Raw genomic sequence first — 23,461 nt, forward strand, 5'->3', positions numbered from 1 at the left:
GCAGTCTGCTACTGCTTATCCAGACCGTACACGGAATGCAAAGTGCGAACTGCTAGTTCCGTATAGGGACCGTCGATCAGGATCGAAATCTTGATTTCGGACGTCGTGATGGCGCGGATGTTGATCGCGCGGTCGGCCAGCGCCTTGAAGGCGGTAGCGGCGACGCCGGCATGGCTGCGCATGCCGATGCCGATGACTGACACCTTCGACATGCCGGCTTCCGACTGCACCACGTCGTAGCCGATCGTCGCCTTCAGCCGCTCGAGCACGGCGAGCGCCTTGTCGACGTCGCCGGATGGTACGGTGAAGGTCATGTCGGTGAACTTGCCGTCCTCGGAAATGTTCTGGACGATCATGTCGACGTTGATGTTGGCCTCGGCCAGCGGCCCGAAAATGCCGGCGGCGACGCCCGGCCGGTCGCCGACACGGCGCAGCGAAATCTGCGCTTCGTCCTTGGCATAGGCAATTCCGGTGACGACCTGCTGTTCCACGATCTCTTCCTCGTCGCAAATAAGCGTTCCCGGCGGATTGAGCAAATCCCCCATTCCGGGTGCATCGGGATCGTCGAAGGACGACCGCACGAAAGTACGCACCCTGTGCACCATGGCAAGCTCGACCGAGCGCACCTGCAGGACCTTGGCGCCGAGCGAGGCCATTTCGAGCATTTCCTCGAACGAAATCTTGGCCAGCCGCCGCGCCTTCGGCTCGATGCGCGGATCGGTCGTGTAGACCCCGTCGACATCGGTGTAGATATCGCAGCGGTCGGCCTTGACCGCTGCCGCGATGGCGACAGCGCTGGTATCGGAACCGCCGCGGCCGAGCGTTGCGATCCGGTTGTCCGGCCCGATGCCTTGGAAACCGGCGACCACCGCCACCTGGCCTTCGCCGAAGCGCTTGATCAGGAATCCGCCGTCGATATCGAGAATGCGCGCCGCGCCATGCGCGTTGTCGGTCTTGATCGGGATCTGCCAGCCTTGCCAGGAGCGGGCATGCACGCCGATATTCTGCAGCGCGATCGCCAGCAAGCCGGCAGTGACCTGCTCGCCGGACGCGACCACGGCGTCATATTCACGCGCATCGTGCATCGGCGAGGCCTCGCGCGTCCATTGCACGAGCTCGTTGGTCTTGCCGGACATCGCCGAGACCACGACGGCGACCTCATGGCCGGCGTCGACCTCGCGTTTGACATGACGCGCCACATTGCGGATGCGGGCGATGTCGGCGACGGAGGTTCCGCCGAATTTCATCACGATGCGCGCCATAGAAGCGAAATGCCTTTGACTGGATGCCGGACCGGAGGCCGAAAAGCGGAAAAATGCGCCAAGCTGTGGCCGGGCGCTCAATGCGCGGCCTCCTTAGCCAAATGATAGCGGTTTCGCAAGGCGGTGAGGATTCCGTCGCCTTGCCCCGTCCATCAACCAGATTTCAAGCCACGCTCTTGGTGAGTTTTGGCTTTTGCTGCTCGACACGGGCGAGACCCGCTCCGGCGATGACGCGGTCACGGCCCTCAGCCTTTGCCTGATACAAAGCGCGATCCGCGGCATTGACGATCTCCGCCCATGAGGCGCCGAGCTCCGGGAAGGCGGCGACCCCGAACGACGCGGTGATGGTGCCGAGCGTGCGGCCGCGATGCGTGACATGCAGCTGCTTGATCGCCTTTCGCAGAGCTTCGGCGCGATCGGCGCCATCGGCCAGTGACGTTCCCGGCATCATCAAGGCAAATTCCTCGCCGCCGTAGCGCGAAACCACGTCGCTTTCCCTGACATGGTCGACCAGCGTGGCGGCCACCTGCTTGAGGACGAGATCCCCAGCTTCATGGCCGAACGTATCGTTGAACTGCTTGAAATGATCGACGTCGAGCATGATCAACGTCAGCGGCTGCTCGGCACGTTCCAGGCGCCTGAGCTCGCGGCTGCTGGTCTCCTCAAGGTAGCGGCGATTGTAGAGCCCGGTGTTGGGATCCCGGATCGACTGCTGCCGCAACGTCTCGCGCAGGCGCAGATTGGCAAGCGCCAACGCCAGCGTATCGACGACGCCACGCAGTATCTGCTGCCGTTCGGCAAGCCACTCCGGCTTGTCAACGGCATTCGGCTCGCACAGATGCAGGATGCCAAGTGTCTCTCCCTGCGCTGCTAGAGGCATACAGACATAACCGCGGCCGCCATTTTCGGTGATGTGGTTGCAGCGCGGCGTCAGCATGCCTGGACCGGCGACGTGCTCCTGGCCGCGCCGCAGCGCCCAACAATCTTCCGGTCCGAACTGGCCGACGCTCGACCGGATGGTGCCCCAATGCGCCATCTCCTCCACCAGGTTGCGCGACGCACTGGTCAGATGAACGGTTCCGCTCAATCCGCCGAAGAAATCAGGCATGGCGGAGCCGACGACGGAAAATGCCTCGTGAAAAGTGACGCAGGCCTGAAGCAGTTCGCCGAGCTTGACCAGGCGGGTCGTGGCCTCCGATGTCTCTTTCAGTTCACGATTGAGCCTCGCCAGTTCTTCGGCACGATCGTGCACCGCCCGCTCGGCACTGCGCAGGTCGCTGATGTCGCTGAGCGTCAGCACGATGCCGCCATCGGCGCGGTTGAGCGGATTGCAGCTGACGACCACGGGCAAGGAGGTCCCATCCGGCTTTGCCAGCCTCACCTCATTCTGGTGGCGGCGGCCGGTGGTCATGGCCAGTTCGACCGGAGATGTTCCCGACGCGGGCTTGTCTCCCGACGGCCCCCTGATATCCAGGGCCGACTGCCAGTCCTGCCCCACGACCTTGTCGCTGCGCCGCCCGATGATCTCGGCTGCCGCCGGATTGACGGACACGACCTGACCCTTGCCGTCGATGACGGCGATGCCTTCGGCAACGGTCTGGACGATGTCTTCGATGTAGGCCTTCTGATCGACAAGTTGAGCGCGCGAGGCTTCGATTTCGGAGGCCATAGTGTCGAACCCTTGCGCCAACTGTCCGAACTCGTCATCGGAGGTGCGGCCGATACGGGCCCCGGCGTCGCCGCGCGCCAGCGATTCGATGCCGCGGTTGAGACCAGCAAGGCCTTTACTGAAGCCTCGCAACAACAGGAAGGCGGAGGCCGCCGCGATCAGCACGGCTGCCGCGGTACACAGGCCCACAAGCCACAGCATATCGTTCGTGCGCTGCTGCGCGGCACGCAGCAGCGGCGTATATTCGAACAGGACGGCGCCGACGATCTTGCCGGGTGCATCCTCGATCGGCACCGCAACCAGGTCAATCGGATCGGCCACGTCGGCACTGGCCTCGACGAAGTTGCGCGGCACGCCGTCGTCAATCGTCCGGGCGATTTCATTGCCGGGATCGTAGTCGAACGTCGTGCCGATATTTTGCTCTTCTCCCGGAACGTCGGCGAAAATAACCTTGTTTTTGTCTACGATGACGAGATCGCGTTTCGAGCGGCCGTGCTGCAAAGTCACGAATTCGCGGAGCCCATCTGGTCTCTCGAATAATGAACGCGGCGCGTCCGATGCCCTGAAGGCAATAGTTTCGGCCAGCTGCCGTGCGACGCTTGTCGCCTCGGCCAGCGCCACGGATTTGGTCAGCGATATCTGCGAGACGATCGCAACGCCGCCGACCAGGCCGATCAAGGCCACGGCGCTGAACAATGTCGCGACTATCTGGGTTCTTATGCGCACCGGGCTGCCCCTACTCGGACAGCAATCTAAATGCCAAACACTGACCCAACGTTAAGAAACCGCCAATATCGTAAATTTGCCGTTAAGCCACACCGGCCAGCTGCACTCCCAACGCGGGCGGTTCAGCCCGTCCGCACGATGGCCTGCCACAGGCGCGGATAGTCGAGGACGAAACCGAGCGGCGAGACCTCCAGTGTCTCGTGGTAGCCGAACATCGGGGCGGCATAGGCGTAATGTGCAGCATCGACGCGCTGATAGGTTTGCTCGAGGCGAACGAGCCTGAGTTCGGGAAATGTCAGATAGGCTGCCGGCGCGGGCGTCGCCATACCGACATCGAGGGCAAAACGGCGAAGCGCCAAAAGGTTCGTGGCGGGCGTGAAGCCGAGATCGACATCGATGAGACCGTCGACTTCCGCTTGATGCTCGCCGTTCAGCGTCCATTGGCGCTCGGTCAGCCGGTCGATCCTGTAATGCAGCTCTTGCGTGCCGAGAAAGCCGTCGGCGCGCGCCGATCGTGTATGCCAATCGGCGTCGCAGTCCGCCTCGTAGGCGATGCTGCACGGCTCGCCGTCCTGGACGAAAAGCGCGTGTCCCCTGAGCTTCCACCCGGAACTCGCTTCCGACAGAAGGCAAGCGTCGTGGCCTTCCTGGTCAAGCCGGCGCCAAAGAATGGAAGCAACCGCTCGCATCATTGCGCACTCCTCCGAACCCGATGTCTCTGCTTCGTCCGCCAAAGCCTAGGCGTTTCCTTCCGGCACACCATCAACTGACACGTGCTGACACAAATGCAGCCGGCAAAAGGCGGCGCCGGAAGGCATCGCGCCCATCGCACCACCGGCGGTGAATTTCGCGCCTTGACATTCGCAGCCTCGCGCCCGACTTCCTAGCGTCCGAGGAGACCACGCCATGCCAGAGCCCCGACGATCGACGATCGATGCCGGAGAGGTGGAACGCTTTTCCGCCCTTGCCGCCGAATGGTGGAACCCGAACGGCAAGTTCCGCCCGTTGCACAAGTTCAACCCGATCCGGCTTGCCTATATCCGCGACCAGGTGGCGGCCCGCTTCGGCCGCGATCCGCGTGCGGCACGGCCGTTCGAAGGCCTGCGCTTCCTTGACATCGGCTGCGGCGGCGGGCTTTTGTGCGAGCCGATGGCGCGGCTTGGCGCCGAAGTGGTCGGCGCCGATGCCTCCGCCACCAACATCGAAGTGGCCAAGCTGCATGCGGCGGAAGTCGGCGTGAGCGTGGATTATCGCGCCACGACCGCGGAAGACCTGGCCGATGCCGGCGAAAAATTCGACGTCATCCTCAACATGGAAGTGGTCGAGCATGTCGCCAATGTCGATCTGTTCCTGGCCAAATGCGGCGAGATGGTCGAGCCTGGCGGCATTATGTTCGTCGCCACCATCAACCGCACGCTGAAGGCCCTGGGCCTGGCCATCATCGGCGCCGAATATGTGCTGCGTTGGCTGCCACGCGGCACCCACCAGTTCGGCAAGCTGGTGCGCCCCGAGGAACTGGAAAAGGCGCTTGCCGGCGCCGGTCTGACCGTCATCGACCGCACCGGCGTCACCTACAACCCGCTCGCCGACCGCTGGCAGCGCTCGAAGGACATGGACGTCAACTACATGGTGCTGGCGGAGAAGGCATCCGTCTGAAGCTTACGCCTTCTGGCCCCTATGGCCTCTGGCTTTGCGCCTTGGTGGTGATGAACACGCCGGCGGTGATGATGACGGCACCGGCCCAGGTCAGCAGTTGATAGCGCTCGCCGAGGAAGAGGGTCCCGGCAAACAGCCCGACCGCCGCCGCGACATAGCCGATCTGGCTGAGATAGACCGGGCCGCCGACCGCTTGCAGGCGGAAGAAGAAGAAGGCGAACATCGCCGAGGCTGATGCCACCTGTGCCGCTGCGACCAGCGGCACGCCGCCGAGCGAGCCGAATGCATTGCCGCCAAGCAGGACCAGAATGCCGGCAACCAGCATCAAGGCTGCTGCCAGGTGGCTGCCGACGGCGAGCTCGATCGGGCCGGTGCCTTCGGGCCAGTCGACGGTGCGGTAAATGTTGCCGGCGGCGAGGCTGACCGGGATGAGCAGGCCCATCGCAACCCAGAAAAATTCGGCCGGCTGGCCCGCTTCGCCGCGCGTCACCGCCACCATGACTGCGCCGACGAAACCGACGACTATGCCGACGATGCCCAGCATGGTCGGGCGCCTGACGCCGAGCAGCATCGAGAACACCAGCGTGACGACCGGCGACAGCGTGAACATGATGCCGCTGTAGCCGGCGCCCAGATGCGGAATGGCTGAAAACATCAGCAGATTGGGGATTGCATATGAGACGGCCGCGGTGACGAAGAAATAGCGCAGCCTGTGCGGCGTAAGCCGCATGCGCTTCCCGTTGAGCAGCAATGCGCACAAAAGCACGCCGCCGGCACCAAGCGAGATGACGAAGGCCCAGACCATGGCGGCCACGCCGGCCGCCGTCGCGATCTTGCCGAACGGCAGCGTCAGGCCGAGCAGTCCACCGGTGACGACCAGAAGGCCAAGCGCCGAGTCCCAGAGAAATTTCATCGCACCGTCCCGTCGCCCGTTCGCGGCCCTTGGCCTACACCAGAAGCTGAGGTAAGATAAGGTAAAGATTCTTCACGTCAAGATACATAACGGTGAGAGACATGGATCGCGCAGCAAAAGCGATCGGGCAATGGAAAAAGGAACGGCCGGATCTCGATGTCTCGCCGATGGCCGTGCTCGGACGGTTGAACGAAGCCGCCTCGCTGATCGCACGAGAGCGGCTGGCGCCGCTGTTTGCAAGTTACGGGCTGCAATCCGGAGAATTCGATGTGCTGGCGACGCTGCGTCGTTCCGGGCCGCCATACGCGCTGACGCCGACGGCTCTCTACGAGGCGACGATGGTGACGTCGGGCGCGATGACCAACCGCCTCGATCGGCTCGAGAAATCCGGCCTGATCAAGCGCGGGCCGCACCCCGACGATCGCCGCGGCATTGTCGTGCAGCTGACTAAAAAGGGTCTGGCGTTGATTGACGAGGCGGTTACCGCTCACGTCGCCAACGAGCACCAGATACTTTCCGGCCTGATACGCCCGGAGCAGATCATGCTGGCTCGCCTGCTCGAAAAACTGATAGCGAGCCTGAACTAACCCAAACGGTAACCACTGGGACTCTGCGATCATTGATTGGGAGTCGTAACTGCCAGGGGAGTTTGCCGATGACAGAACATGCAGTCGTGATTACCGGAGGAGGTCCGACGGGCCTAACCCTGGCAGGCGAGCTGGCGTTGGCAGGCATCGACGTAGCCATTGTCGAACGCCGCCCGAACCAAGAGCTTGCCGGTTCGCGTGCTGGAGGTCTGAGCTCACGCACTCTCGAAGTTTTCGATCAGCGCGGCATCGCGGACCGGTTCCTCGCGGAAGGACAAATAGCCCAAGTCACGGGATTCGCGGCGATGCGTTTAGACATCAGCGATTTTCCGACCCGCCACAACTACGGGCTGGCGCTGAGACAGAAACACATTGAGCGCATTCTCGCTGGATGGGTCAGCGAGCTGGCAGTGCCGATCTATCGCGCCCGTGAATTAACGTGTTTCGTGCAGGACGACGCCGGCGTCACCATCGAACTGTCCGATGGTGCGTCGCTGCGGGCAAGCTATCTCGTCGGGTGTGATGGAGGCCGCAGTCTGGTCCGCAAAGCTGCTGGCATTGAGTTTCGAGGATGGGATGCGACGACCAGCAGCATCCTCGCCGAGGCCGAGATGGCGGAGGAGCCGCCACTGGGCATTCATCGCACCGCACTTGGCATCCATGCCTTCGGCAGGGAAGAGTACGAAATTCGTGACGGCAAGGTCGTCTTTGCCGATAAAGGTCCCATAGGCGTCATGGTCACTGAAAAGAATGTCGGCGCCACGACCGAGCCCACGCTGCGCGATCTCCGCGAAGCGCTCGTCGCCGCATGCGGAACAGATTACGGAATCCATAGCCCAACCTGGATTTCCAGGTTCACGGACATGTCGCGGCAGGCGGCGGCTTACCGCAAGGGCCGGGTTCTCCTAGCGGGCGATGCCGCCCATGTGCATTCCCCGGTGGGCGGACAAGGCCTCAATATCGGTGTGCAGGATGCGGTGAACCTCGGTTGGAAGTTGGCCCAAGTGGTGAAAGGAACATCGCCTGAACGCTTGCTCGACACTTATCACATCGAGCGGCATCCGGTTGCGGCCCGCGTGTTGCGTACGACAATGGCACAGGTCGCATTGCAACGTACTGATGATCGCACTGAAGCCTTGCGTGAAATCGTATCAGAGCTCCTTGGGATGGAGGAGCCTCGCAAACGGATCGCTGCCGAGATGTCCGGACTTGGTATCCATTACGACCTCGGCCAGGGGCATCCGCTGGTCGGCCGCCGCATGCCCGACCTCGACCTGGCCACGCCTGATGGTCCCATGCGCGTATTTGCGCTCCTCCAAAATGCGCGGCCAGTGCTCTTGAATCTCGACGCGCCGGGCAGCCTCGACATCAAGCCGTGGTCAGACCGCATTAAGTTGGTTTACGCCAAATGCGACGATCCATGGGAGTTGCCTTCGCTAGGTTTGGTCTCCGCTCCAACCGCAGTTTTAATCCGACCCGACGGATATGTTGCTTGGGTAGGCGACAGGACGCAGGATGGTCTTCAAGACGCGATGAACACCTGGTTCGGACCACCGGGCTAAAAACCGCAAAAACCAGTTAGCTCGAATGGTCAAACGGCTACGGACGGCAAAAACTCAGATCCTGGTCGCCGAGCCTCGTTTGGGCCGGCGAACAGCTCTGATCTTGCCGCTGTTTCCGCCGCCACAGAAAAACTGGTCGCCGCCATCGGATTCGAGCCCCGACACGCCTGTTCCCGGCGGCATATCGAGCTTCTCAAGGACCTTTCCCGTTTCAGGATCGATCCGTCTGACATCGCTCTCCTCACCCTCCCAGGTGCCATGCCACAGCTCGCCGTCGACCCAGCTGACGCCGGTGACGACGCGGTTGGAAACGATGGTGCGAAGAATTGCCCCTGTCTCGGGATCGACCTGATGAATCTTTCGGCCCCGATGCTGCCCGACCCAGAGTGTTCCTTCGGCCCAGGCGAGCCCGGAATCACCGCCATTGCCGGGCGCCGGGATCGTCGCCAGCACCTGGCCATTCTTCGGATCGATCTTCTGGATGCGATCCTCGGCGATCTGATAGAGATGCTGGCCGTCGAAGGCCGTTCCGGCGTGTGCCGCGACGTCGATCGAGCGCACCACTTTGCCGCTCGCCGGATCGAAGGCGTTCAATCTGTCGCCTGAGGCAAACCAGACATGCTCACCGTCGAAGGTAACGCCGTCCACGTGGTCGACACCCGGAAAGGGTCCATATTCTCGAAGGATTTCGGCTGCGGATCGTTCCATAATTCCATCCTAGTAGCCCGGCAGTGGGCCGGGGAGTAACAAGATTGTCGGGAAACCCGTCAGCGGCGGGGTCATCCAGCGACGCGCCCGTCCGCGGCCGAACGACTGCACCTTGCCGGCCTGGGCGAGCTGCTCGAGCGCTCGCTGCACGGTACGCGAACTGGCTCCAAGCGCAATCGCCAGGGCCGAACTCGACCAAGACTCGCCGTCGGCGAGGAAGGCGAGCACGGCGGCACGCTCTTCTTCGACGGGTGGCGCCAGCACGACGACCTCACCTGCGCGGCGCGGGGCCAGCGCAAAGCCCCGCTTCGTCGCGCTCACATCCGCCAAGCTCCGAAGCTCCGCGCGAAGCCGCCCGACTTCGACGCGCAATCGTGCGCGATGTGATTCGTCCGCGTCCTTTCCGCGGAAAGCGCGCGCAATGAGCGTCGCTCTTGCCACGTCCCCCGGCCAGGCTTCGGCCAGCGCGCGGGCCAGCGCGAACAGCACCGGGCGGGTCGCCAGCGAGACGACGGTGTCTGCGACACGCACGACATTGCGGCATGCATCCACCACGAGCGCCCCCGACGCCAGGAGCGCTTCGACTTCATCGAGCAGGAGGGGCCGTTCCCCGCCACGCGCGACAAGGCGTGCGGCCGGCGTGTCCAGCACCAGCGATGCGCTCTCCACCTCCGCGATCAGCGCGGGGATGCCGGACGCGCGCGCCGCCCGCGCCGCCAGGCCAAGCGCGGCGCGCGCAGGGCCGGTCCGCAAGCGGCGGATGGCGATGCCGGCGACAGCCAGCTCGTGGGCGGCCCGCGATGCCGGCGGCAGCGGCGAGGGATCGAAGCCGTCCAGCCTGCGCTCGGCTTCGTCGAGATGGCCGATCAGCAGTAGGCGCCGAACGTCGAGGTTGCGCGCATGCGCGGCGTTGACGCGGTCGCCATGCTTTTCAAGCGTCGCCCGTGCGGCGTCGAGTGCCTTGGCCGGCCAGGTAAGGTCGCGCGAGACGAGCGCGATCTCGGCCTCGGCGACGATACACCGCGCGCGGGCCACGGCCTCCCTCGGGCTGAATGCGCGCGCCGCCCTCTTGAGGAGAACCTTCGCCCGAACCAGGTCGCCAAGCTGCGCCATCGCGATACCGCGCAACGCCAGTGCCGGCGCATCGTCGCGCAGCGCAACCCGCTTCAAGGCGCCAAGCGGATCGCCCGTCGCAAGCGCATGCGCCGCGGCCGTGATCAGCGAGTCCATCGGAATCCCGTCACACTTGTCACTCCCATGGCTTCGATGCCCGGCGCTAAGTCCATCTCACCAACCAGTCGTATCGACAACGGCGACTGTAGCCAACCTGAGTTGCGGCGCGCCAACCTTGAGTCGCGGCTAGACTGTGCACTGGGCTCGAACACAACGATAAGCATTAGGAGAGACGCAATGAAGATCGAAGGTACAACCATCCTGGTGACTGGCGCCAATCGGGGCATCGGTCGGGCACTGGTCGAGGAAGCCCTGAGCAGAGGCGTAAAGCGCGTCTATGCCGCAACCCGCCAACCGATGGCTCATCCGGACCGGCGTGTGACGTCCCTGACCATGGATGTGACCAACGCTGCGCAGATCCGGGAGGCCGTCGAGAAGATCGATGCTCTCGATATCCTCATCAACAACGCCGGCGTATCGCCCATCGATGACCTCAGCGACCGTCGTGTGCTCGAACAACAGCTCGCCGCAAACCTCTTCGGCTCGTACGACGTTACCCAGGCTCTGCTGCCGTTGCTCGCCCGGTCGCGGGGAGCCATCGTCAACATTCTGTCGCTGGCCTCGATTGCCGCCGTGCCGTTCAGTCCGGCCTACTCGGTCTCGAAGGCGGCCTCGTTCTCGCTGTCGCAGTCGTTGCGCACCCTTTTGGCCGGACGGGGTGTCAGCGTCCACAGGGTCCTTCCCGGCCCGGTGGACACGGACATGACACGGGGCCTGGACATCGCGAAAGCCTCTCCGGAGTCTGTCGCGCGGGCGATCCTGGACGGCGTGGAGAACGGCGAAGAGGAAATCTTCCCCGATCCCATGTCGGAATCCCTGGCGGAGGGCTGGCGCAGCAGTGCAGTCAAGGCGCTTGAACGCCAGTTTGCAGCCTATGCGGAAGCAACTCCGTCAAGTGAAGCAAGCCCGTCAGGCAGTGGGCATGAAAGAAGCAGCGAAACGATTGCCCGCGAGCCCCATCCTTGCTGCTCGGCCTGAAACTGCGGACGCTTGTGCGAGGGGCGGCGGCATCGCCGCTCTGGGCGGAAGCGAATCCCCACAAGCGAAACGGAGCATCATTTTCGCTTGTCGAAATGCGCTTCAGCTTCTTGTCGCCTAATACGCCTCTGATATCGCCGCCGGGCGAAAAAGACGATCAAGTCTGCCAGCCAACCTGGAGCATTGAGATGGAGCAAGGCATCACGCGCGCTATCAATTTGCCGACCATTCATCGCTACATTGGAAAAATCCGAGGGTTCCGTTTGTCGAGCTTCGACCCATTGACGAATACTCGCCCCGTCCGGCAGTTTCGCCGCAAAAGCCAGTTCACGTCTCATGCAAACCCACTCCACCCGGTGGCGCAATTCCTCCTCATAGCCAATGCCTCGCTGATGGAGACGCGCATGCGTCGCCTCATGCACTATCGCGCTGGCGATCTGGTCGGTCAGCGTGTGCTCGCCTAGAACAAATCGCCGATCAAGCTCGCAAGTCGAAGTCGATTTCACAAATTGCGCAGCGGCACCTAGATTGATTGTAATCCAGATCCGTTTGAGATCGCGGACCAGACGGCTGTATCGAATAGGGTCAAATTCTTGAATCAACCGCAGCGCGGCGGCAACCTTATCTGCATCTTTCCCACCGCTCTCGCCATTATAGAAAACTGGCAACCCATCGATCGTCCTCTTATCGATCGACTTTATAGCCAACCAGCTGAAAACACGGATCACTACCTCTGAACCACGCCGCTTTTCAGTCTTCTCCGGATGGGGCAAGACTTTCCTCAGTTGCGGTCGTCGGGGAAGCTTGGAATAGGCATGAACTCGACGCCGTCTTCGGCGAGGCTCTTGGCCTCGTCCAGCGTCGCCTCGCCATAGATGCCGCGCGGATCGCTCTCGCCGAAATGGATCTTGCGCGCTTCCTCGGCAAATTTGTCGCCGACATAGTCGGCATTCTCGCGCACCTTGTCGGCCAGGGCCTTGAGCTGCGCCAGCGCCTGCTTCTGCGCCTCGCCCATGGCCAGCGCGATGCTTTCGCGCTTGCGCCCGGTCGAGACGGCAGGCGCCATCAGCGCCTTGTCGACCTTGTGCGAGCCGCAGGCCGGGCAATCGACGAAACCGCGCCTCTTCTGGGTGTCGAAATCGTCGTTGCTGCGGAACCAGGCCTCGAACTCGTGCTCGTGCTCGCAGATCAGGGAAAAGCGGATCAAGAGGCGGCACCCCTGAGCGGAATTGCCTCCGCCGAACCGGCGTTTACGGCAAAATCGCGTGCGTTTTTGAGATTCGGTATCTTTTTGCGCGCAGCGACTGACTGCGCCGGGTCGATCTCGGCGACGATCACCGCCGGCTCGTCATGCGCAGCTTCGGCGACGATGCGGCCCCAGGGATCGACGATCAGCGAATGGCCATAGGTTTCGCGGCCGTCCTCGTGCACGCCGCCTTGCGCGGCGGCAACCACATAGGCGCCGTTCTCGATGGCGCGCGCCCTGAGCAGCACGTGCCAATGCGCTTCGCCGGTCTGGCGGGTGAAGGCGGCGGGCACCGAAAGCAGATCGGCGCCGGCCAGCGCCTCGGCACGGAACAGCTGCGGAAAGCGCAGATCGTAGCAGACGGCAAAGCCGACCTTCGCGCCATTGACTTCGGCGACGACGGCCTCGGTGCCAGGCTCATAGGCGGCGGATTCGCGCCAGCTCTCGCCATTGTCGAGATCGACGTCGAACATGTGGATCTTGTCGTAGGTGGCAATCGTGGCGCCGTCCGGCCCGAACAGAAGGGCGCGGTTGGCAAGCTTGCCGTCGGCGCGCAGAATGGCGGTCGAGCCGATATGCAGGAAAATGCCGATCTCCTTGGCCAGCCGCCGCGACGTCGAGACGACGATGTCCTTGTCCTCGGAGGTGAAGGAAGCGGCCCGTGCCTGGCTGTCGCGGATCAGCGCCCCGGTCATTTCCGGCGTCTGGATATAGGTCGCGCCAAGGCCTGCCGCCTCGCGCACCAGCCGTTCCAGATCGACCGCGTTGCGCTCCGGGCTGGTTCCCGAACGCATCTGGATCGCCGCCGCCTTGAAACCACCCATCGTCATGTCCTTATCTGGCCGAGCCGTTGGCGAGCAATTTGTCCAGCCGTCCTTCCGCCTCCAATTCGTGGAGATCGTCAGAGCCGCCGACATGCGTGTCGCCGATGAATATCTGCGGAAAGGTGGAACGGCCGTGAGCGCGGGAGATCATCTCCCGGCGCAGCTCCGGCGAGAAGGAGGCGTCGTGCTCGGTGTAGGTCACACCCTTCCTATCGAGCAGCCGCTTGGCCGCGGTGCAATAGCCGCACATCATCCGCGTGTAGATCGTCACATCGACCATCGGTCAGCAATCCTGCCTCGTTCCTAGGCTATATAGGCGCCGATTCGTCGGCCCGAAAGTCCCCCGGCAGCACACGCGCAAAGGTCAGTACGTCGACCGCGCCGGCGCCGCCCTTCTTCAACGCCTTGGCGACCGCGCGGACGGTGGCGCCGGTGGTGTAGACGTCGTCGATCAGCAGCACCCGGCGGCCGGTGATTTCGATCTCCGCCTCATCAGGCACTTTGAATGCGGCGCGAACATTTTCCTCGCGTTCCCGCCGCTCCAGCCCGACCTGCTGGCGCGTGAGTTTGACGCGCCTGATGGCTGATGGCGCGAAAGGCCGCTCGCCGAGTTGCGCCACCGCCCGCGCCAGTTCCGCCGACTGGTTGAACTGCCGCCTGAAGAAACGCCGCCAGTGCAGCGGCACCGGCACGACCACATCGGCCTCGGCGATGAGCTCGGCACCGGCGCGAAGCATCCAGCGCGCCATCCACGGCGCCAGATCGGTGCGGTCCTGGTATTTCAGCCCTTGCACCATCTGGCGGGCAACGCCGGAATAGGCGACCGCCGCCCGCGCGCGCTCGAACGGCGGCGGGTCGGCTATCGCCTCCGCCGACAGGAAACCCTCACCCATATTGTGGGTGAACGGCGTGCCCATCACCGGGCACCACGGCCGTTCCAGCAGCCTGAGTTTCGGCCAGCAGGCGCCGCACAACACGCCGGGCTGCGAGACATGGCGGCGGCAGCCGGCACAGACGGGCGGGAACAAGAGGCGCGCTGGCCAGCCCAATGCCTTGCGGGCAATGCTCTTGATCGCAATACGCTTGATCTCTGGCATGGGATCGGCCACGTGGTTGGTCCTCCGCATCACTATATCAGAGAGCGAAGCACAAGGACCTGCCCATTGCAGCCTGTAATTGACACCTCGCTCTGGCTGGCGCGCAAGCGCCGGGCACTGGCCCGCCCCATCGCCAGCGCGGATTTCCTCATGCGGCGTGCGGCCGAGGATCTTGCCGACCGGCTCGGCGCAGTCGAACGCAGGTTCGGCAAGGCGGCCTCATTGTTTTGCCAGACGCCGGCAGCAGCAGAGGTGCTCGCCGAAAGCGGCAAGGTGACGGAAAACGTGCGCGTCGAGGCCGACGCCGCTTTCCTGGGTGGCCAGCCAGGACTGTTGGCGCCGTTGGAAACCGTGCCATTCGAGCCGGAAAGCCTCGACCTCGCAGTCTCGCTGCTGTCGCTGCAGGCGATGAACGACATTCCCGGCATGCTGGTGCAGGTCCGCCGGGCGCTGAAGCCGGACGGGCTTTTCCTTGGCGCCTTCGCCGGCACAGGCACGCTCTCCGAACTGCGCGAAAGCCTGCTTGCCGCCGAGACCGAACTCTATGGCGGCGCCAGCCCGCGTGTGATCCCGTTCACCGACGTCCGCGACGCCGGCGCGCTGCTGCAGCGCGCCGGCCTGGCACTGCCAGTTGCCGACGTCGAGACGATCACGGTGCGCTACGATTCGCTATTTGGCCTGGTCGCCGATCTGCGCGCCATGGGCGAGACCAGCGCGCTTGTCGACCGCAGCAGGCGGCCGGGCACGCGAGCGCTGTTCGCGCGCGCCGCCGAAATCTATGCGGAGCGGTTTTCGGATGCCGATGGCCGCGTCAGGGCGAGTTTCTCGGTGGTCTGGATGTCAGGCTGGGCGCCCGATGCCTCTCAGCAAAAGCCGCTGAAGCCGGGCTCCGCAAAAATATCGCTGAAGACAATCCTGGAAAACCCCGGCGGCCCCTGAGCGCATCCTTGCGCAAAAGCTAAGCGTATCCCACGCAAAAGCTAAGCAGGTCACTGTGCAAAAGCGTTGGCAAGCTTGCTGCTGTTGTCGCTGAACAACCACTGGATGGCGCCGGCAGCCTGGCCAATACCAGCGACAATGGCAAGCGACAGAACGGCGACGATCAAACCATATTCGATAGCCGTCGCACCCCTCTCGTCTTCTAAAAATCGTTGCAGCAACATTTTCATGGGCGCCTATCCCTCTTGCCCGAACCTAGCGCCGACCCGTTAAGAAAGGTTAATACGACAGGCTTAACGCGCGGTGAACCAGCTGCATTCTAGGAACCAGCTGCATTCTAGGGTCCAGACTCGATCAGGTCAGCAACGAAGACCTCATATAAACTCGGCGGCCTGACCATCCTGAAGATAACCGAACACGCGAAAGCCGTCAGGCATTTCCTCGCCGGGCACATGCACCTTCTTGAGAGCCGAGCGGACAAGTTCTCGCTGGGCGGGCGTTTCGACCTGAATGTCTAAGTGAAGGATGGATTCGTATCCGCCCTCGCTGAAGTGGTAGAACCACTCGCGGTCGGGCTGTGAGTGGTAGCCGTTTGTGGAAAGCGTGCTCCAAGATGGTGGCGGCGTGAGCGCGTACATTTCTAGCCGAAGCTCATCCCATTTTGTGTTGTTCATCGCCGGATTGAGCATTTCGTCGCCTCTCAGAGCCAGAACGAGATCATGGTAGCCAATGCCACCCCAGACAGGAAGTTGGTGGCGAGTTTGTCGTAGCGGGTGGCGATGCGGCGGAAATCCTTTAGGCGGCAGAAGGCGTTCTCGATCAAGTGTCGTCCACGGTATCGCTCTTGGTCGTAACGGATTGCTCTCTTTCGATTGCGCCGTCCCGGGATTACCGGCGTAGTCTTTCCCTCGCGCAGTGAACGGCGCAGTCGATCCGCATCGTGGCCCTTGTCGCCCAATAGGTAGCGCATCGGGCCAGCGCGTTCGAGTAGGGCTGGCGCTGCCTTCACGTCGCTGACGTTTCCTGCGGTCAACATCAACGCGTAGGGGCGGCCGACGACGTCTGTGAGTGCATGGACCTTAGTTGTCCAACCGCCGCGCGAACGGCTGATGACCTGCGCTTGGCGCCCCCTTTTGCGCCGAATGCCGCCCGCTGGGCTTTGACGTAGGTGCTGTCGATCGCGGTGCTTTTCGTCACTGCGCCGGCCTGAACCAGCGCATCAAGCATCTTCAGCCAGAAGCCTCGTCGCGACCAGCGGTTGAAGCGATTGTAAACCGTGGTCGAGGGACCATAATCGGCAGGACAATCACACCAGCGGCAACCCACCTTCAGCACGTGCAGGATACCCGAAATCACCCGACAATCGTCCACGCGACGCGCACCAGGCTGGTTCTTGGGCAAGTGCGGCTCGATCGTTGCCCATGCTTCGTCCGATAGCCAAAACAAAGCCATACTGCTCCTCCTGATCCACACCCGCTGGTGAATCAGGAAAGCGCCCTCCCTTCAAGGGGCTGATTGGGTTTTGGCCCTAGGAAACAGCCGAATCCTGGAGATCTGTTGAGGAGTCAGCAGTCGCCGCTGCTTCTGCCATCGGCCCGTATAACGCAGACCGAACTGGGCAGCGGCTGCAGCACGCTCTTGCGTAGCGTATAGCTGTCGCGCTGGCCGATCGAGCCGGTGCTCATCGTATCAAGCCCGTCGCGGGCAAACTGCGAGCGGGTCCGGCTGTCGAGGTAGGGCGTCGCGATCAAGGCCAGAGCCACCGCGGCCGAGCCGAACAAGAGAGCGATGCGCAATATTCCCATGCCGGCATTGGCGGCGCCAGGAAGGCGGTCGGGCCAAGGCGAGTCCCAGTCCTTTTCAAGGCTCATGCAAATCGCTCCCCAGCGGTGGAATCGGCGAAACCGCCTAGCGTCAATTTTTCACGGTCAGATAAATCTTTCATTAACGCTGCTGCCGGCGCGTTGCGGCGCTGCCCGATCTACGGCAGGTCGGCCGCTACAGCAGATCGATGAGGAACTGGATCAGCGGGGCATCGGCCGGCGGCATTGGAAAATCGCGCATCTGGCGCGGCCGCACCCATTTCAGCACCTGGCCTTCCTTCGGCTGGGCAATGCCGCGGAACCGACGGCAGACGAACAGCGGCATCAGCAGGTGAAAATCATCGTAAGAATGGCTGGCGAAGGTGAGTGGCGCCAGGCAAGGGATGTCGGTTTCGATGCCGATCTCCTCGTACAATTCGCGGATCAGGCATTGTTCCGGCGTCTCACCGGGCTCGACCTTGCCGCCCGGAAACTCCCACAGGCCGGCGAGTTGCTTGCCTTCGGGCCGCTGCGCCAAAAGCACGCGCCCGTCGGCATCGACCAGCGCGCAGGCCGCGACCAGGAGCAGGCGTTTGCCGATCGTATCCAAGCCGCTCATGCGCCGGGTGGCCGGCGATAGCGATAGCGATAGACTTCGTCGAATCCGAGCGAACGGTAGAGCGCCAGCGCCGGCGCGTTGTCCGCCTCGACCTGCAGCCAGGCTTCCCGCGCCCCGCGCAGCCGCGCCCATTTCAGCGCCGACCGGATGAGATGGCGGCCATGGCCCTGGTTGCGCACCGACCTGTCAGTGGCGATCTCGAACAGGCCGGCAAGATCGCCGTCATGCACGCAGATCAACGTTGCCAGCGGTTCGCTGCCGGCCTCCAGCGCAAACAGCCCGGCCTCCGGCTGGATGGCGCCGATGATCTCCGACAGGCCCGGACGCAGCGACACATCCGAGCCGCTCACCTTGAGCGCCGCGCCGATGAAACGGCTGATGTCCTTCAACGGAATCTGGTCCATGGCATCGTCGAGCGCGGCGTCCGCCAGCGGCAGCCGCATGACCAGCGACTCCGCGAACGTACTCCAGCCTTCGCTGTCGAGGTACTTCGAAAGATCAGGCCCCGACAGCGGTGAGATGCGAAAGGTCAGCGGCCTGCCATACGCGTCGAAGCGGCGGCTGGCGCGACCGATGCGCTCGGCAATGTGCTGGATGTCGCCCGGATCGAGCGGATTGACCGAGTTCAGCCGCTTGGCCGGGTGGCCGGCCGTCAGCCGAACCACCCAGGTGCCGTCATAATGGACGGCGGCCGCCGGCCAGGCGCGAAAGCCGGCCGCCTCATAGCGGCGCACGATCGCCAACACGCTTGCCGGATGTCTGGAAGCCAACGCCATCAGCTCCGATAATCGCCGTTTATGGCGACATATTCCTTGGTGAGATCGCAGGTCCACACCGTCGCCTTGCCGCGGCCGATGCCGATATCGGCGCGGATGCGGATCTCGTCGCGCTTCATATACGCCGAAGTCGCCTCCTCGGAATACGCGGCGTCGCGCTCGCCCTGATAGGCCAGGCGGTTGTCGCCGAACCAGATCGACAGAAGGTCGCGGTCGGCCGGTTCGCCGGCCTTGCCGACAGCCATGACGACGCGGCCCCAATTGGCGTCCTCGCCGGCGACTGCCGTCTTGACCAACGGCGAATTGGCGATCGACAGCGCGATGCGCTTGGCCGAGCGGGCCGATTTGGCTCCGGTGACGGTGACCTCGACCTGCTTGCGGGCGCCCTCGCCGTCGCGCACCACCTGTAGTGCCAGCGATTTCAGCACCTTGCCGAGGGCACGGCGGAACGCGCCGAGGCGCGCATCCTTGGGGTCGGAAATTGCCGGCGCGCCGCGCCTGGCGGCAGCACCCGTGGCGAACATCAGCAGCGTGTCGCTGGTCGAGGTGTCACTGTCGACGGTAACCGCGTTGAAGGTCTTGGCCGTGCCGCGCGACAGGAGGTCCTGCAGCACGGATGCTGCGATCGGCGCATCGGTGGCGATGAAGGAAAGCATCGTCGCCATGTCGGGCGCGATCATCCCGGCACCCTTGGCGATACCGTTGATGGTGACGTCGGCATCGCCGAGCTTGACCGTCGCGGTCGCCAGTTTGGGATAGGTGTCGGTGGTCATAATCGCCTTGGCGGCTTCGGTCCACAATTCCGGCTTGCCGTCCTTGACCAGACCGGCCAGCAGATGGCTGAACTTGCTGGCGTCGAGCGGTTCGCCGATGACGCCGGTCGAGGCCAGGAACACCTCGCCCGCTGTGCAGCCGGCCGCCTTCGCCGCCACCTCGCCCGTGAGTGCCGTCGAGGCGCGGCCCTTCTGGCCGGTAAAGGCATTGGCATTGCCGGAATTGACCACCAGCACGCGTGCCTTGCCAGCCACGAGGTTCTGCCGGCAGAAATCGACCGGCGCCGAAGGGCATTTCGACCTGGTGAACACGCCGGCGACGGTGGTGCCGGCGTCGAACACCATGGCCAGCAAGTCGGTGCGGTTCTTGTATTTTATGCCGGCCTCGGCGGTGGCGATGCGCGCGCCCTCGATCACCGGCATCTTGGGATATTTCTTCGGCGCGAGCGGCGAAACCTGTGTGGACATGGAAGACCCCGGGCGGGAAAAATCGCGAAAGGAACGCCGGTTTGCCCGATAGCACGCGCTGGCGCAAGGCGTTTCACAGCCGTTACGGGTGCCGGAAGCCTGACACCGCCTCATGCAGCAAGCAGGCTGTTGCAAATTTGTTGGCGTCGCTGCGACCGATAGCGCTATGATCCTGCCCCATGGGCAGGCTTGTGGTCTTGGCACTGGCGTTTCTGGGCTTTCTGCTGCTGCGCGCCGATGCGCAGACGGCGCGGCGCGTGGCGCTTGTGGTCGGCAACGGCAGCTACGCCGAAGCCGGCACGCTGGCCAATCCCGTCAACGATGCGCTCGACATCGCCGACAAGCTGCGCGCCATCGGTTTCGAGGTGATCGAAGGCAACGATCTCGGCAAGCGCGAGCTCGAACGCAAGATCGGCGAATTCTCCGATGCGCTGCAGGGTGCCGGTGCCGGGCTGTTCTACTATGCCGGCCACGGCCTGCAGGTCGACGGGCGCAACTTCATCGTGCCGGTCGACGCCCGGCTGGACATGCCGGTCAAGCTGCAGCTCGAGGCGGTGCCGATCGACGAGGTTCTCGACATCATGGAGCAGCAGACCAAGGTCAGCCTGGTCTTCCTCGATGCCTGCCGCAACAACCCGTTTGCCCGAAGTCTCAGCCGCAGCGCCACGACGCGCTCGGCGACGGCTCTCGCCGGTCTTGCCCAGTTCGAGTCGACACGCGGCTCATTCATCGCCTTCTCGACTGCGCCCGGCGCCGTCGCAATGGACGGGACGGGGCGCAACTCGCCCTTTGCGGCGGCACTTTTGCGGCATATGGCCGAGCCCGGACAAAGCATCAACGACATGATGATCGCGGTGCGCCGCGACGTCGTTTCGGCAACGCGCGAGGCGCAGCGTCCCTGGGAGCAGGGGTCGCTGCTCGAGCGTTTCGAATTCGTTCCGGGCGGAGACACTGCCCGGCAACCGAAACCGGCTGTCAGCCCGGCTCCCGCGTCGCAGGTGGCTGCGCTCGAACGCTCCGTCGGCGACGAGGGTGCCATCGAAAAATTCTTGCGCGAAAACTATCTGGCGCCTGATGCCAGGAGAATGCGCGAAACCGTCAAGCGGCTCTACGGTTCGTCGGCCATCATCTACGGCACGCGCTACGACAGCGAGGCGATCGTCAAGGTCAAGACCGACTGGTTCGCGCAATGGGCATCATGGTCGTTCGGTCTCGAGCCCGGCAGCCTTGAGGTGACGCCGCACGGCAAGGACCGTGCCGACGTGGTTTTCGCCATGCGCTACGACTATGTGCCGAAAGACAAATCGGCGCAGCGCCTGACCGGCAAGGCGCGGGTGACGCTGGAACTCGTGCTGGCCGATGGCGCGTGGCGCGTTGCGTCGGAAACGTCGCAAGCGCTGGAATGAACATCAGCGGACCGCTGGGTTGATGAACCCGCGAAACGCCCGCTGCACGCCCGGAATCAGTCCCCAGATCATGATCGAGACCATCAGCGGCGCGATGACCAGCGTACGCTGCCAGATTTGCCATTCCTGCATCAGCGGAAAAACCACATACAGAATGGCAGTGATCAGCGGATACACGCCGAGCAGCACAAGCAGGGCGAAGCGCAGGCGCGAAAAGCGGGTCACGGCGGTCGAGTTCACCAAACTCTCCTTATCGTTACGGAACGTTCCGTTACATATAAAACGGATCGTTCCGTTTCGTCAAGAGTTGTATATGATGGCTGCGAAATCGCGCGTAAGGAAGAAGAGATGGGCGAAATCACCGATCCCGGGCGCAAGTCGGCTGGCGCACGGCGCAGCCCGGAAAGCGCCGATGCCATTCTCGATGCCGCCGAGGCGGTACTGGTCGAAGCTGGCTATTCCGGCTTCTCGATCGAGGCGGTGGCGCGCCGCGCACGCGCCGGAAAACCGACGATCTATCGCTGGTGGCCAAGCAAGGCCGCCTTGCTGCTCGACGTTTATCAACGGCAAAAGCGCGTCGACAATCCCGATACCGGGAACCTTGCGGAGGATCTCGTCGGCTTTCTGAAGAGCTTGTTCGCGCATTGGCGCGACACGTCGTCGGGCAGCGTGTTCAGATCGCTGATTGCCGAGGCGCAGTCGGACGAAAAAGCCGCCGCCGCCCTCGCCGAATACGCAAGAGGGCGTCGTGTCCACACCGGCCAGATGGTCGAACGCGCCAAGGCAAGGGGAGAAATAGCTGCCGACGTCGATGCCACTGTCGTCGCCGACCTGATTGCCTCGTTCGCCTGGACGCATCTTCTGACGAACCGCCTGGACGAGGACGAAGCGACGCTGCGCAGGGCGGTCGGCTATGTCTTGAAAGGCATCGTCGCTGACGATGCCGGCGACGCCACGGCGGTCCGGCGGCGGCGTCGACGCATCATCGCTCGCCCTGCCAAATAGAAGCGACAGGGCGGCAGCGCGCCCTATCGGAGCCCAATCTGGCCTATTTGGCGCTTTCCAGCGCGTCGACCGTCTTCTTCAGGTTCGCATCGGGGATGTCGACCTTGGCGTTGGCGCGCAGCGACTTGACCAGCGCGAAATACTTGTCGCGGATGACCGCCTGGCGCGCCTGGTCCTTGACCTGGTCGAACGCCGGCGGCTGCTTGGTGCGCTTGTCCTCGACCTTGATGACATGCCAGCCGAACTGCGACTGCACCGGCTGGTCGGTATATTTGCCGACCGCCAGCGCAAACACCGCCTTGTCGAATTCCGGCACCATCTGGCCAGGTCCGAACCAGCCGAGATCGCCGCCGCTGGTCTTGCCGCTCGGATCGCTGGTGTGCTCGTTGGCAAGCTTCTGGAAGTCGGCGCCGCCGTCGAGCTGCTTGATGATGGCGTCTGCCTCCTCCTTCGTCTTCACGAGGATGTGACGGGCGTGCACCTCATTGGTGGGCGGCGTGTTGGCGATTTCCTGGTCGTAGCGGGCGCGGACCTCGGCATCGGTAACCTTGTCGACGACGCCCTTCTCGACCATTTCGCCATGCAGCGCGCGCTGCTGCAGGAAGGCCATGCGGCGCTGGAAGTCGGGATCCTTGTCGAGGCCGGTGGTCACCGCCTGAGCCGCCATCACGCGGATTTCGATCGCCGCCGAAAGCGCCGCGGCGCGGCGCTGCTCGGGCGGAAGCTGCGCGAACTGCTGCGACAGCTCGCCCTCGGCAAGCCCAAGGTCTGCCTCGGTCAGCGTCTGGCCGTTGATGGTGGCGACCACGGCGTTCGGATCGACCGGCTTGGCCGCCGGAGCGGGTGCTGCCGGCTGGGCAGGGGCGGCTTCCTGTGCCATCAGCGGCGACAGCGAGAGGGCCGATAGCCCGAATGCCAGACCAAGGCTGGCGAGCGACGCGCGGCGGAACAATACTGACATTACGATTATCTCCAAAGCGGGGTAGCTAGAGCGGAATGGCTTCCAGACCAGCAAGATTGTGGCGGAATTTGGCGCGGTCGACAGGGCGAGCGCGGCGTTGACATCGAATGAGCCCCCTCTTATCTGTCCAACGACTTTGCGTCCAGAACCGTTTTCCGGGCGCTTTTTGCGTTTGTCCGCGTTCACGTTGAGTTGATGGGGCCAGCCGGCGCCCGTCGCAATGACTTGGAATGCTATCGAAAGGGCCATTG

At 63.5% G+C, this 23,461-nt stretch carries 26 protein-coding genes and 1 pseudogene; 7 read left to right on the forward strand and 20 right to left on the reverse strand.

The features are described 5' to 3' along the window. Positions 1 to 8: 8 nt before the first annotated feature. The 3 genes from NKH28_RS28435 to NKH28_RS28445 form a co-directional block, all read right to left on the reverse strand. Positions 9 to 1,262, reverse strand: coding sequence for an aspartate kinase (locus tag NKH28_RS28435; protein ID WP_352471486.1), 1,254 nt, complete (start codon positions 1,260 to 1,262; stop codon positions 9 to 11). Between the two features lie 163 nt (positions 1,263 to 1,425). Further along, the gene (locus NKH28_RS28440) at positions 1,426 to 3,657 is read right to left on the reverse strand and encodes a sensor domain-containing diguanylate cyclase (protein ID WP_352471316.1); all 2,232 of its coding nucleotides are present in this window, start codon (positions 3,655 to 3,657) and stop codon (positions 1,426 to 1,428) included. 122 nt (positions 3,658 to 3,779) lie between these two features. Then, the gene (locus NKH28_RS28445) at positions 3,780 to 4,349 is read right to left on the reverse strand and encodes a putative glycolipid-binding domain-containing protein (protein WP_352682978.1); all 570 of its coding nucleotides are present in this window, start codon (positions 4,347 to 4,349) and stop codon (positions 3,780 to 3,782) included. Positions 4,350 to 4,563: 214 nt separating this feature from the next. On the opposite strand from NKH28_RS28445, the gene ubiG reads away from it, so the two are divergent. Next, entirely contained in the window at positions 4,564 to 5,313 is a 750-nt protein-coding gene (ubiG, locus tag NKH28_RS28450; RefSeq protein ID WP_352980943.1) for a bifunctional 2-polyprenyl-6-hydroxyphenol methylase/3-demethylubiquinol 3-O-methyltransferase UbiG, read from the forward strand. Between the two features lie 19 nt (positions 5,314 to 5,332). On the opposite strand, the gene NKH28_RS28455 is transcribed toward ubiG, so the two are convergent. Beyond that, positions 5,333 to 6,226 (reverse strand): DMT family transporter, encoded by an 894-nt coding sequence (locus tag NKH28_RS28455; protein ID WP_352980944.1) that lies wholly within the window; start codon positions 6,224 to 6,226, stop codon positions 5,333 to 5,335. Positions 6,227 to 6,327: 101 nt separating this feature from the next. Here NKH28_RS28455 and NKH28_RS28460 point away from each other — a divergent pair, with 101 nt between their 5' ends. Both NKH28_RS28460 and NKH28_RS28465 read left to right on the forward strand, forming a co-directional pair. Then, positions 6,328 to 6,813 (forward strand): MarR family winged helix-turn-helix transcriptional regulator, encoded by a 486-nt coding sequence (locus NKH28_RS28460; RefSeq protein ID WP_352542481.1) that lies wholly within the window; start codon positions 6,328 to 6,330, stop codon positions 6,811 to 6,813. Positions 6,814 to 6,881: 68 nt separating this feature from the next. Then, the gene (locus tag NKH28_RS28465; RefSeq protein ID WP_352980945.1) at positions 6,882 to 8,375 is read left to right on the forward strand and encodes an FAD-dependent monooxygenase; all 1,494 of its coding nucleotides are present in this window, start codon (positions 6,882 to 6,884) and stop codon (positions 8,373 to 8,375) included. A gap of 54 nt (positions 8,376 to 8,429) precedes the next feature. Here NKH28_RS28465 and NKH28_RS28470 read toward each other — a convergent pair whose 3' ends face one another. After that, on the reverse strand, positions 8,430 to 9,083 hold the full coding sequence (locus NKH28_RS28470; RefSeq protein WP_352471321.1) for a Vgb family protein: 654 nt from the start codon (positions 9,081 to 9,083) through the stop codon (positions 8,430 to 8,432). Positions 9,084 to 9,092: 9 nt separating this feature from the next. Beyond that, complete coding sequence (locus tag NKH28_RS28475; RefSeq protein ID WP_352980946.1) at positions 9,093 to 10,313, reverse strand: helix-turn-helix domain-containing protein; 1,221 nt, start codon at positions 10,311 to 10,313, stop codon at positions 9,093 to 9,095. A 180-nt stretch (positions 10,314 to 10,493) separates the two neighbouring features. Between NKH28_RS28475 and NKH28_RS28480 the strand changes: the two genes are divergently transcribed. Further along, positions 10,494 to 11,294, forward strand: coding sequence for an SDR family NAD(P)-dependent oxidoreductase (locus tag NKH28_RS28480; RefSeq protein WP_352980947.1), 801 nt, complete (start codon positions 10,494 to 10,496; stop codon positions 11,292 to 11,294). A gap of 77 nt (positions 11,295 to 11,371) precedes the next feature. Here the strand turns inward: NKH28_RS28480 and NKH28_RS28485 are convergent, their stop codons facing one another. Genes NKH28_RS28485 through NKH28_RS28505 form a run of 5 tightly spaced genes read right to left on the reverse strand, consistent with a single transcriptional unit; the run spans position 11,372 to position 14,473 of the window. Beyond that, the gene (locus tag NKH28_RS28485) at positions 11,372 to 12,067 is read right to left on the reverse strand and encodes a hypothetical protein (protein WP_352471324.1); all 696 of its coding nucleotides are present in this window, start codon (positions 12,065 to 12,067) and stop codon (positions 11,372 to 11,374) included. An 8-nt stretch (positions 12,068 to 12,075) separates the two neighbouring features. Then, positions 12,076 to 12,501: a DUF1178 family protein gene (locus tag NKH28_RS28490; RefSeq protein WP_352471325.1), complete on the reverse strand. Its 426-nt coding sequence runs from the start codon at positions 12,499 to 12,501 to the stop codon at positions 12,076 to 12,078. Continuing rightward, the gene (locus tag NKH28_RS28495; RefSeq protein WP_352980948.1) at positions 12,498 to 13,364 is read right to left on the reverse strand and encodes a carbon-nitrogen hydrolase family protein; all 867 of its coding nucleotides are present in this window, start codon (positions 13,362 to 13,364) and stop codon (positions 12,498 to 12,500) included. The genes NKH28_RS28490 and NKH28_RS28495 overlap by 4 nt, the downstream gene beginning before the upstream one ends. Before the next feature lie 10 nt (positions 13,365 to 13,374). Continuing rightward, a complete protein-coding gene (grxC, locus tag NKH28_RS28500; protein ID WP_352980949.1) occupies positions 13,375 to 13,644 on the reverse strand; it encodes a glutaredoxin 3 in 270 nt (89 codons plus the stop codon). 28 nt (positions 13,645 to 13,672) lie between these two features. Next, complete coding sequence (locus tag NKH28_RS28505; RefSeq protein ID WP_352471329.1) at positions 13,673 to 14,473, reverse strand: ComF family protein; 801 nt, start codon at positions 14,471 to 14,473, stop codon at positions 13,673 to 13,675. A 54-nt stretch (positions 14,474 to 14,527) separates the two neighbouring features. Between NKH28_RS28505 and NKH28_RS28510 the strand changes: the two genes are divergently transcribed. Further along, the gene (locus tag NKH28_RS28510; protein ID WP_352471330.1) at positions 14,528 to 15,400 is read left to right on the forward strand and encodes a methyltransferase domain-containing protein; all 873 of its coding nucleotides are present in this window, start codon (positions 14,528 to 14,530) and stop codon (positions 15,398 to 15,400) included. Positions 15,401 to 15,450: 50 nt separating this feature from the next. Here NKH28_RS28510 and NKH28_RS28515 read toward each other — a convergent pair whose 3' ends face one another. The 7 genes and pseudogenes from NKH28_RS28515 to argJ all read right to left on the reverse strand — a co-directional run bounded on the left by NKH28_RS28515 (position 15,451) and on the right by argJ (position 19,838). Next, a complete protein-coding gene (locus NKH28_RS28515; protein ID WP_023677981.1) occupies positions 15,451 to 15,630 on the reverse strand; it encodes a Flp family type IVb pilin in 180 nt (59 codons plus the stop codon). A 144-nt stretch (positions 15,631 to 15,774) separates the two neighbouring features. Continuing rightward, positions 15,775 to 16,089: a DUF6678 family protein gene (locus NKH28_RS28520; RefSeq protein WP_352471331.1), complete on the reverse strand. Its 315-nt coding sequence runs from the start codon at positions 16,087 to 16,089 to the stop codon at positions 15,775 to 15,777. 11 nt (positions 16,090 to 16,100) lie between these two features. Next, a pseudogene (locus NKH28_RS28525) lies at positions 16,101 to 16,852 on the reverse strand (IS5 family transposase). 113 nt (positions 16,853 to 16,965) lie between these two features. Continuing rightward, positions 16,966 to 17,271 (reverse strand): hypothetical protein, encoded by a 306-nt coding sequence (locus tag NKH28_RS28530; RefSeq protein WP_023677980.1) that lies wholly within the window; start codon positions 17,269 to 17,271, stop codon positions 16,966 to 16,968. Between the two features lie 127 nt (positions 17,272 to 17,398). Beyond that, positions 17,399 to 17,821: a (deoxy)nucleoside triphosphate pyrophosphohydrolase gene (locus NKH28_RS28535; RefSeq protein ID WP_023677979.1), complete on the reverse strand. Its 423-nt coding sequence runs from the start codon at positions 17,819 to 17,821 to the stop codon at positions 17,399 to 17,401. Beyond that, positions 17,818 to 18,597, reverse strand: a complete 780-nt coding sequence (locus tag NKH28_RS28540; RefSeq protein WP_352471332.1) for a GNAT family N-acetyltransferase — start codon at positions 18,595 to 18,597, stop codon at positions 17,818 to 17,820. The genes NKH28_RS28535 and NKH28_RS28540 overlap by 4 nt, the downstream gene beginning before the upstream one ends. Further along, positions 18,597 to 19,838, reverse strand: coding sequence for a bifunctional glutamate N-acetyltransferase/amino-acid acetyltransferase ArgJ (gene argJ, locus NKH28_RS28545; RefSeq protein WP_352980950.1), 1,242 nt, complete (start codon positions 19,836 to 19,838; stop codon positions 18,597 to 18,599). Before argJ ends, NKH28_RS28540 begins: the two co-directional genes overlap by 1 nt. Positions 19,839 to 20,017: 179 nt before the next feature. On the opposite strand from argJ, the gene NKH28_RS28550 reads away from it, so the two are divergent. Next, positions 20,018 to 21,244, forward strand: a complete 1,227-nt coding sequence (locus NKH28_RS28550; protein ID WP_352980951.1) for a caspase family protein — start codon at positions 20,018 to 20,020, stop codon at positions 21,242 to 21,244. 3 nt (positions 21,245 to 21,247) lie between these two features. Here NKH28_RS28550 and NKH28_RS28555 read toward each other — a convergent pair whose 3' ends face one another. After that, a complete protein-coding gene (locus tag NKH28_RS28555) occupies positions 21,248 to 21,484 on the reverse strand; it encodes a putative antibiotic biosynthesis monooxygenase (RefSeq protein ID WP_352691013.1) in 237 nt (78 codons plus the stop codon). A gap of 108 nt (positions 21,485 to 21,592) precedes the next feature. Between NKH28_RS28555 and NKH28_RS28560 the strand changes: the two genes are divergently transcribed. Beyond that, a complete protein-coding gene (locus NKH28_RS28560; protein WP_352980952.1) occupies positions 21,593 to 22,249 on the forward strand; it encodes a TetR/AcrR family transcriptional regulator in 657 nt (218 codons plus the stop codon). Positions 22,250 to 22,292: 43 nt separating this feature from the next. Here the strand turns inward: NKH28_RS28560 and NKH28_RS28565 are convergent, their stop codons facing one another. Then, complete coding sequence (locus NKH28_RS28565; protein WP_352456658.1) at positions 22,293 to 23,210, reverse strand: peptidylprolyl isomerase; 918 nt, start codon at positions 23,208 to 23,210, stop codon at positions 22,293 to 22,295. Positions 23,211 to 23,461: the final 251 nt, after the last annotated feature.

Origin of the sequence: Mesorhizobium sp. M1227 (genome assembly GCF_040318315.1) — a bacterium.
GTDB lineage: Bacteria > Pseudomonadota > Alphaproteobacteria > Rhizobiales > Rhizobiaceae > Mesorhizobium.